The 9,518-nt window shown below is 70.9% G+C and carries 9 protein-coding genes and 1 rRNA gene; all 10 read left to right on the plus strand.

Annotation, left to right across the window (positions count from 1 at the left end; all coding sequences use genetic code 11):
- Positions 1-83 (plus strand): 5S ribosomal RNA (gene rrf, locus ACFV4G_RS41825); the annotation flags it as partial.
- A 96-nt stretch (positions 84-179) separates the two neighbouring features.
- Positions 180-800, plus strand: a complete 621-nt coding sequence (locus ACFV4G_RS41830; RefSeq protein ID WP_380448586.1) for a CDP-alcohol phosphatidyltransferase family protein — start codon at positions 180-182, stop codon at positions 798-800.
- A 124-nt stretch (positions 801-924) separates the two neighbouring features.
- Positions 925-3,420 (plus strand): sugar phosphate nucleotidyltransferase, encoded by a 2,496-nt coding sequence (locus ACFV4G_RS41835; RefSeq protein ID WP_380448588.1) that lies wholly within the window; start codon positions 925-927, stop codon positions 3,418-3,420.
- Positions 3,421-3,565: 145 nt separating this feature from the next.
- Positions 3,566-4,627, plus strand: coding sequence for a DUF881 domain-containing protein (locus tag ACFV4G_RS41840; RefSeq protein ID WP_380448590.1), 1,062 nt, complete (start codon positions 3,566-3,568; stop codon positions 4,625-4,627).
- Positions 4,624-4,956, plus strand: a complete 333-nt coding sequence (locus tag ACFV4G_RS41845) for a small basic family protein (protein ID WP_266273207.1) — start codon at positions 4,624-4,626, stop codon at positions 4,954-4,956. The genes ACFV4G_RS41840 and ACFV4G_RS41845 overlap by 4 nt, the downstream gene beginning before the upstream one ends.
- On the plus strand, positions 4,949-6,067 hold the full coding sequence (locus tag ACFV4G_RS41850) for a DUF881 domain-containing protein (protein WP_380448592.1): 1,119 nt from the start codon (positions 4,949-4,951) through the stop codon (positions 6,065-6,067). The genes ACFV4G_RS41845 and ACFV4G_RS41850 overlap by 8 nt, the downstream gene beginning before the upstream one ends.
- Before the next feature lie 559 nt (positions 6,068-6,626).
- A complete protein-coding gene (locus ACFV4G_RS41855) occupies positions 6,627-7,169 on the plus strand; it encodes an FHA domain-containing protein (RefSeq protein ID WP_380448594.1) in 543 nt (180 codons plus the stop codon).
- A 176-nt stretch (positions 7,170-7,345) separates the two neighbouring features.
- Positions 7,346-8,038 carry a MerR family transcriptional regulator gene (locus ACFV4G_RS41860; RefSeq protein ID WP_380448598.1) on the plus strand — a complete coding sequence of 231 codons (693 nt, stop codon included), beginning with the start codon at positions 7,346-7,348 and terminating at the stop codon, positions 8,036-8,038.
- Positions 8,039-8,112: 74 nt separating this feature from the next.
- The gene (locus ACFV4G_RS41865) at positions 8,113-8,589 is read left to right on the plus strand and encodes a bifunctional nuclease family protein (protein ID WP_329924794.1); all 477 of its coding nucleotides are present in this window, start codon (positions 8,113-8,115) and stop codon (positions 8,587-8,589) included.
- Between the two features lie 224 nt (positions 8,590-8,813).
- Positions 8,814-9,458: a MerR family transcriptional regulator gene (locus ACFV4G_RS41870; protein ID WP_380448596.1), complete on the plus strand. Its 645-nt coding sequence runs from the start codon at positions 8,814-8,816 to the stop codon at positions 9,456-9,458.
- Positions 9,459-9,518: the final 60 nt, after the last annotated feature.

Raw genomic sequence — 9,518 nt, forward strand, 5'->3', positions numbered from 1 at the left:
ACATTCCGAACCCGGAAGCTAAGCCTCACAGCGCCGATGGTACTGCAGGGGGGACCCTGTGGGAGAGTAGGACGCCGCCGAACAATCATTCAAGAGAAGCCCCCGCCGGTAACCGGTCGGGGGCTTCTCTGTTGTAAGGTCATTGTGCATTGTCATCGCACGGTACAGGAGGCCCCCGGGTGGAGGTCCAGGAGACGCGGGTCCAGACCGATCGCGTCCTCACCATCCCCAACTTGCTGAGCATGGGCCGGCTGGTGGGTGTTCCGCTCTTCCTCTGGCTCATTCTCTGGCCGAAGTTCGGCGGGCCGAACAACGACCTCTGGGCGCTGCTCATCCTGGCGCTGAGCGGGGTCAGTGATTACCTGGACGGAAAGCTCGCCCGGCGGTGGGGGCAGGTCAGCCGGGTGGGGCAGTTGCTCGATCCGCTGGCGGACCGGCTCTATGTGCTGTCCACCCTGGTCGGTTTGACGTGGCGTGGGATTCTGCCGCTGTGGGTGACGGGCATCCTGCTGGCCCGTGAGGTCTTTATCGCCGCGCTCCTGCCCATTCTCAACCGGCACGGATACGGGCCGCTCCAGGTGAGTTTCCTGGGGAAGGCCGCGACCTTCAATCTGATGTACGCGTTTCCGCTCCTCCTCCTCGGTAACGGCGACAGCTGGATCGCGCGGCCGGCCGAGGTGGTGAGCTGGGCCTTCATCTGGTGGGGGACGGCGCTGTACTGGTGGGCCGGTATTCTTTACGCCGTTCAGGCGCGGCAGATCGTGCGGGCGAGCGCGAAGGGCTCCGCGTCCACAGTCTGAGACGTGATCTGAGAGAAGTGCCACGGCGCCCCGGTGCGTCGGACGATGCCTTCCGGGTAGATGACCCTCTGGAACGGTTTGATGGGCCTGCAGGTCCAGCACCGCGAAGGAGGACGCACCCGTAATGAAAGCCGTTGTAATGGCAGGGGGCGAAGGCACCCGACTCCGCCCGATGACCTCCAGCATGCCGAAACCGCTGCTTCCGGTGGCCAATAGGCCGATCATGGAGCACGTGCTTCGGCTGCTGAAGCGGCACGGCCTCTCCGACACCGTCGTCACCGTGCAGTTCCTGGCGTCACTGGTCAAGAACTACTTCGGTGACGGTGAGGAACTGGGCATGCACCTCACCTATGCCCACGAGGAGACGCCACTCGGCACTGCGGGGAGTGTGAAGAACGCCGAGGACGCGTTGAAGGACGACTCCTTTCTGGTGATCTCCGGTGACGCGCTGACCGACTTCAACCTCTCCGAATTGATCGACTTTCACCGGAGCAAGGACGCTCTGGTCACCGTCTGTCTCACCAGGGTGCCCAATCCGCTGGAGTTCGGTATCACGATCACCGACGACGACGGACGGGTCGAGCGCTTCCTGGAGAAGCCCACCTGGGGGCAGGTCTTCTCGGACACGGTGAACACCGGTATCTACGTGATGGAGCCAGAGGTCTTCGACTACGTCGCCGCGGGGGAGTCCGTGGACTGGTCGAGCGACGTGTTCCCGCAGCTGCTGAAGGAGGGCAAGCGGGTCTACGGATACGTCGCCGAGGGCTACTGGGAGGACGTGGGCACGCACGAGAGCTACGGCAAGGCCCAGGCGGACGTCCTGGAGGGCAAGGTCGATGTCGAGATCGACGGGTTCGAGATCTCGCCGGGCGTGTGGGTGGCCGAGGGTGCCGAGGTGGACCCGGAGGCGGTGCTGCGCGGGCCGCTCTACATCGGGGACTACGCCAAGGTCGAGGCCGGCGTCGAGATCCGCGAGCACACCGTGCTCGGCAGCAACGTGGTCGTGAAACGGGGCGCCTTCCTGCACCGCGCCGTCGTCCACGACAACGTCTACATCGGGCCGCAGAGCAACCTCCGCGGCTGTGTGGTCGGCAAGAACACGGACGTGATGCGGGCCGCGCGGATCGAGGACGGCTCGGTGATCGGGGACGAGTGCCTGATCGGCGAGGAGTCGATCATCGGGGCCAACGTCCGGGTCTATCCGTTCAAGACGATCGAGGCCGGCGCCGTCGTCAACACCTCGGTCATCTGGGAGTCCCGCGGGCAGGAGCACCTGTTCGGCGTGCGCGGCGTGTCGGGGATCCTCAACGTCGAGATCACCCCGGAGCTCGCCGTCCGGCTGGCCGGCGCCTACGCCACGACCCTGAAGAAGGGGGCCACCGTCACCATTGCGCGTGACCACTCGCGTGGTGCGCGTGCGCTCAAACGGGCGATGATCTCGGCGCTCCAGACGTCCGCGATCGACGTCCGCGACCTGGAGAACGTGCCCATGCCGGTCGCCCGGCAGCACACGGCGCGCGGGAGCGCGGGCGGGATCTTCCTGCGGACCACGCCCGGGGTGCCGGACTCGCTGGACATTCTCTTCTTCGACGAGCGCGGGGCCGACCTCTCCCAGGCCGGACAGCGCAAGCTGGACCGCGTCTACGCGCGCCAGGAGTTCCGGCGGGCGTTCCCCGGTGAGATCGGGGACCTGACCTTCCCGTCCAGTGTCTTCGACTCCTACGCGGGCAACCTGCTGCGGGCCGTCGACACGACGGGGGTCCGCGAGGCCGGGCTGAAGGTGGTCGTGGACACCGCGCACGGCAGTGCGGGGCTCGTCCTGCCGAGCATCCTCGGCCGGCTCGGGGTCGAGGCCCTCACCGTCTCCGGCGGGCTCGACGAGGCGCGGCCGACGGAGGACGCGGAGACGCGGCGGGCCGGGCTGGCCAGGCTCGGCGAGCTGGTGGCGTCGTCCCGGGCGGCGTTCGGGGTCCGCTTCGACCCGGTCGGCGAGCGCGTCGCGTTCGTCGACGAGCTGGGGCGCGTGATCGACGACGACCGGGCGCTGCTGGTGCTGCTGGACCTGGTCGCCGCCGAGCGGCGCAGCGGGCAGGTGGCGCTGCCGGTGACGACGACCCGGATCGCGGAGCAGGTGGCCGCGTACCACGGCACCCAGGTCATCTGGACCACGACGACGCCGGACGACCTCGCGAAGGCGGCGTCGGCCGAGGGCACGGTGTTCGGCGGGGACGGGCGCGGCGGGTTCGTCGTGCCGGAGTTCAGCGGCGTGCTGGACGGTGCCGCGGCGTTCGTCCGGCTGGTCGGGCTGGTGGCGCGCACGCAGCTCACCCTGAGCCAGATCGACGCGCGGATCCCGCAGGCGCACATCCGGCGGCGGGACATCGCGACCCCGTGGGCGGCCAAGGGCATGGTGATGCGCTCGGTCGTCGAGGCCGCGGGCAGCCGGCGGCTGGACACGACGGACGGCGTGCGCGTGGTCGAGGCGGACGGGCGCTGGACGCTGGTGCTGCCGGACCCGGCGGAGGCCGTCACCCACCTGTGGGCGGAGGGCCCGAACGACGAGGCCACCGAGGCGCTGCTCGACGAGTGGGCGGCGGTGGTCGACGGCGCCGGGCGTTAGGCGATGCCACAGCGGGGGCGTGCGGATGGTTCGCACGCCCCCGCTGTCCGTTTCGCGACGTTTGGGGTGGTCCGCTCTTCTATGTCGTGTGCGCAGGTCAGGGGCTGTGCACGAGGGCCTTCGCCGACATGGGACGATGGTCCGCATGCCAGCGACGCCGAGTGCCAGCAACGGGCGGTACAACCGTCCGGACGCCTCGATGTCCCTGCTGACCAGCGTGATGGACCACAGCCTCGACGAGGGCTACGCGGAAGCGGCCGCGGCGCGGGGCGGTGACCGCGACAGCCGGATACCCGTGACGCTCCGGGGGCTGGTCACGCTGGGCGCGGGGCTGGCGCTGGTGGGGACGGTGCTGACGATCGGCGCGGTGAACGCGCACGAGGCGGAGCCGACGCTCGCCAAGGAGCGGGACGCGCTGATCCACCGGGTCAACGACAGCAACACCGCCGCCGACCACCTCCAGCAGCAGGTCCAGGACCTCCGGCAGAAGGTGGACAGCGCGCAGCGCCAGGCGCTCCCCGCGGGCGACGACGGCGCGGACTCGCTGACCGGCCTCGTGGGGCTGGGCGAGGTCACCGGGCCGGGCATGAAGCTCGTGCTGGAGGACGCCGCCGGGACGGGCAGCGGGGGCAATGTGGACCCGCGGGCCGGGCAGGGCTTCTCCAACAGCGGCCGGCTGCGGGACCGCGACCTCCAGCTCGTCGTGAACGGGCTCTGGGGGAACGGCGCGGAGGCCGTCTCGATCAACGGGCAGCGGCTGACGGCGCTGTCGGCGATCCGGGCCGCGGGCGAGGCCGTGCTGGTGGACAACCGGCCGCTGGTGCCGCCGTACACCATTCAGGCGATCGGGGACGGGCCGAAGCTCCTCGGCGCCTTCGAGAAGGACATGGCCGGGGAGTACCTGCGGCTGCTCCAGGAGAAGTACGGGATCAAGTCGACGCTCTCGACGCAGAAGAGCATGACGCTGCCGGCGGCGGTGGGCGTGACGCTGCGGACGGCGCAGCCGGTGACCCCCGAACCCTCGCCGACGGCGACGCCGTCGGCCGCGCCGAGCCCGAGCCCGACTCCGTCGGCCACGGGCGGAACCTCCGAGAGCCCGAGCGCGTCCGTTTCACCGTCCGCCGCCGGTGCGAATCCGAGCTCGAAACGGCGCCCGACGGGCGGGACCACGAAGACCACGACAGCGACAGGAGCAGCTAGACCGTGATTGCCGTACTGGGTCTCGTGATCGGGGTGGTCGTCGGGCTCTTCGTCCAGCCCGAGGTGCCGGACGCCGTCGTGCCGTACCTGCCGATCGCGGTGGTGGCGGCGCTCGACGCGGTGTTCGGCGGTGTGCGGGCGATGCTGGACGGGATCTTCGACGACAAGGTGTTCATCGTGTCGTTCCTGTCGAACGTGGTCGTCGCGGCGCTGATCGTCTTCCTCGGCGACCAGCTGGGTGTCGGCTCGCAGCTGTCCACGGGTGTGGTCGTCGTCCTCGGCATCCGCATCTTCTCCAACGCGGCGGCGATCCGGCGTCATGTCTTCCGTGCCTGAGCCGGGCCGCGGCCCGGCGGCGGAAGAGAACGAGGAGCGCGTCGCTGGTGTCGCGGCGGCCGCCGAGAAGAAGGCGGCCGACGTGAAGCCGGCCGAGAAGAAGCCGGCCGAGGAGAAGGCCGTTGCGCAGGAGCCGGTCGCGCAGGAGGCCGGGGCGGCCGTCGCCGAGCCGTCCGAGGTCGAGCGTGAGGCGGCGCCTGTCGAGGAGGCGCCTGTCGAGGAGGCATCGGAGCCCGAGGCGAAGCAGGAACCGGAGCGGGCTCCCGAGCCCGTCGCGGAAGCGGCCGCGAAGGCTTCGGTCGAGTCCGCGGCCGAGCTGGAGCCGGAGCCGGAGCCGGAGTCCGAGCCGGCAGCGGCCGGGCCCGTTGCCGAGGCGACCGACCGGAGCGCCGGGCGGCGGCGCCTGAAGGCCGCGATGTGGCCGCCGCGGCTGTCCCGCGGGCAGCTCGTGGTGGCGCTGCTGCTCTTCTCGCTCGGCCTGGCGCTGGCGATCCAGGTGCGCTCGACGAACGACCACCACAACCAGCTGCGCGGCGCCCGTCAGGAGGACCTGGTTCGGATCCTCGACGAACTGGACAGCCGTCAGCAGCGTCTCCAGCAGGAGAAGGCGGAGCTTGAACAGTCCTTGGGCAAGTTGGAGAACAGCTCCAACCAGGCCAAGGAGGCCCAGGAGCAGACCAGGAAGAAGGAGACGGAGCTCGGCGTGCTCGCCGGCACCGTCAAAGCCACAGGTCCGGGCATCGTACTCACTGTCGATGATCCCCAAGGGCAGGTGAAGGCAGATATGCTGCTGGACACCCTGCAGGAACTCCGGGCGGCGGGGGCGGAGGCGATTCAGATCAACGATGTTCGCGTGGTGGTCAACACCAACTTCACGGACGTGACGGGCGGCGGTGTGCAGATCGACGGCAAGAAGGTCTCGCAGCCGTACCGCTTCACGGTCGTGGGGAACCCGCAGGACCTGACGCCCGCGCTGAACATCCCGGGAGGTGTCGTCCGCACGCTGGAGAGCCACCAGGCACGGGCGACGATCACCACTCCGCAGAAGGTCGTCGTCGACGCGATCGTCGACTTGAGGACGCCGCAGTACGCCAAGCCGGCTTCGAAGTGACGGGGCGCCTGGCGAACGGCCCGTCACGTGCGGGCGGCACCCGGTGCGGGGCGCCGTCGTGGCGTGGGCGAGACTGGTTCATACCAGCACGCAACGGAGCAAGAACCGCCGCACCAACCGTCGGAGTACCACTCCAGCCGGCTCGATCCGCGACCGGGCCCGCAGCCTGTCCGAGGTTCTCACCCTGCCCCGCGGGCGGGTCTGTCACACGCAAGGGGATTCGCCCGTGAGTTTCTTCTCTAAGTTGTTCGGTCGTAACAAGGGCCGCGACGCGGCCGTCGAGGCGCCGACCGCGCGTCACCGCCGGTCCGACGACGAGCCGGCCGTGCCCGGCATGCGTCCCGCCCCCGAGGCGGCGGAGTACGCGGAGCGGCAGCTGTACCGCGACGGCGGCGCCCAGTACGCGGGGAATCCGGCGGGCTACGGCGCGTCGGTTGACCCCTCCGGCGACCCGCGCATAGGTTTCGCGTCAGGACCCTCAACCTCTGGTGGAGGGTTTGCCCCGGACCCGTACGCCGGGCACAACCCGTCGGGTGTGCCGCGCCAGGAGGCTGTGAACATGGCTGGCCCCACTCCGTGCCCGCGGTGCGGCAACCAGAACCCGGCCGCGGCCCGGTTCTGTTCCAACTGCGGCACGGCGCTGCGCGGTGGCGCGCTGCCCGAGGGGCCGGCGGAGACCACGTCGACCATCTCGATCTCCGGCCTGGAGTCCTACGACCCGAACACCACGACCGGCACCGGCACCACGCCGGCCCTGTCGGCCGAGGTGCTGGCGGCGATCGACGCGCTGCCGCCGGGCTCGGCGCTGCTGATCGTGCAGCGCGGCCCGAACTCGGGCAGCCGGTTCCTGCTGGACTCCGACGTCACCACCGCGGGCCGCCACCCGCAGGGCGACATCTTCCTGGACGACGTGACGGTCTCGCGGCGGCACGTGGAGTTCCGCCGCACGCCGGCCGGCTTCAGCGTCGCGGACGTGGGCAGCCTCAACGGCACCTACGTCAACCGGGAGCGGATCGACGAGGTGCCGCTGAACAACGGCGACGAGGTGCAGATCGGGAAGTACCGGCTGGTCTTCTTCGCCGGTCACAACCGGGGGTACTGAACCCAACGTCGGCAGGAGCCCGAGTGAGTACGAATACCTCCGATTCATCTCTCGGGGCGGTCACGCCCGCGCCCTCCGGTCCGCAGACGGACCGGGACGGGCGCGGGGTGGTCGCGGGCCCCAGGCAGCCGCTCCGGCCGGAGCGTGCGGGCGCGCGGCGCCGCGGCGACGAGCTGCTGAGCATCGGCGCGGTGCTGGCCCACCTGCGCGACGAGTTCCCCGAGGTCACCATCTCCAAGATCAGGTTCCTGGAGGCGGAGGGCCTGGTCGAGCCGCAGCGCACGCCCTCGGGGTACCGCAAGTTCAGCCCGGCCGACGTCGAGCGGCTGGCCTACGTGCTGCGGATGCAGCGCGACCACTACCTGCCGCTGCGGGTGATCCGCGAGCACCTGGACGCGATGGAGCGGGGGGAGGCGCCGCCCGCGCTGCCGCCCGCCGACGCCCGGCCCGGGCCGATGGAGGAGGCGGACCGGGAACTGGTCGCCGCCGCCGAGGCCTCGTCCGGGGTCCGGCTGGGGAGGGCCGAACTGCTGGCCGCCGCCGGGGCGGGCGACGGCGACCTGGTCGAGTGGGAGTCCTACGGGCTGGTCGCCTCCGGGCCGGACGGCGGGTACGACGGCGACGCGCTGCAGGTGGCCCGGCTGGTCGCGGAGCTCGGCCGGTACGGGCTCGAACCGCGGCACCTGCGGGCGATGAAGGCCGCCGCCGACCGGGAGGTCGCCCTCGTCGAGCAGGTGGTGGCGCCGCTGCGCCGGCACCGCAACCCGCAGACCAGGGCCCATGCGGAGGCCACCGCGCGGGAGCTCGCGACGCTGGCGGTGCGGCTGCACGCGGCGATGGTCCAGGCCGGTCTGCGGACCCGTCCGTGACGGCCCCACCCCGCTGACCAGCGGCGTCGGGTCTGCGCTTTCATATCCGGGGCCAGAGCCATAGGGTTGCCTGTGTGAATGAGCTCGACGTCGTGGGTGTCCGGGTGGAGATGCCTTCCAACCAGCCGATCGTGCTGCTGCGGGAGGTCGGGGGCGACCGGTACCTGCCGATCTGGATCGGCCCCGGCGAGGCGACCGCGATCGCCTTCGCGCAGCAGGGGATGACCCCGGTGCGCCCGTTGACGCACGACCTCTTCAAGGACGTCCTGGAGGCGCTCGGCCAGCAGCTCACCGAGGTCCGGATCACCGATCTGCGCGAGGGCGTCTTCTACGCGGAGCTGGTCTTCGCCGGCGGGGTCGAGGTGAGCGCCCGGCCGTCCGACGCGATAGCGCTCGCGCTGCGGACCGGCACGCCGATCTTCGGGAGCGAGGAGGTGCTCGCGGAGGCGGGCATCGCGATCCCGGACGAGCAGGAGGACGAGGTCGAGAAGTTCCGCGAGTTCCTCGATCAGGTGTCGCCCGAGGACTTCGGGGGCAGTGGTCCGCAGTAGCGCGGACCGGCCGGCGTACGGGCCGTGCTGTCGTTTTGCCAAAAACCGTCCACCTACCCACACTAGGGGCACGAAAAACCACTCTCCTGAGTGACGCGGTTTGTCCGGCTCGGCGTGGCGATCGTTGACGGGTCATAGGGGACTGCCTACCGTCAGGAGTGGCTGCCCGGGTGACCGACGCCCGCAGTCTGGGTTGCCCGCAACACGAGTGGACGGAGGTAGGCATGAGCAGCACCGGCGATGACGCGGCCGTGGGAGGCCTGTGCGCCGTGCACGTGCCGCGCACCGCTCGCACCGTGACGGACCTGCCCAGGGTGGGCCGGTTCCCGGCCGTGCAGCCCGGCCAGCCGGCCATCGAGCGGCTGGCGCCGACCTCCGAACTCATCGGCTACCGCGGCCCGACGGCCTGCGCGGCGGCCGGCATCACCTACCGCCAGCTGGACTACTGGGCCCGGACGGGGCTGCTGGAGCCCAGCGTCCGTTCGGCGTACCCGGCGACGAGTCAGCGGCTCTACAGCTTCCGCGACGTCCTGCTCCTCAAGATCGTCAAGCGGCTGCTCGACGCGGGCGTCTCGCTGCAGAACATCCGGGTGGCCGTCGCCCATCTGCAGGCCGCCGAGCAGGGCGACCTGGCCGGGCTGACGCTCATGTGCGACGGCGCGACGGTCTACGAGTGCACCACGCCCCAGCAGGTCGTCGACCTGCTGAAGGGCGGTCAGGGCGTGTTCGGCATCGCGGTGGGGGCGGTCTGGCAGGAGCTGGAGCTGACCGTCGGGCGGCTGCACGCCGAGCGGACGGACACCGGCGAGACGCTGCTGGGGCACGACCCCGGGGACGAGCTCGCCCAGCGCCGCAACCGGGCGGTCTGACGGCCCGGTAGGAGCACGGAACGACGAGGCCGCGGGCCCGGACGGGGAACCGTCCGGGCC

This window comes from Kitasatospora sp. NPDC059747, assembly GCF_042732955.1.
GTDB lineage: Bacteria > Actinomycetota > Actinomycetes > Streptomycetales > Streptomycetaceae > Kitasatospora.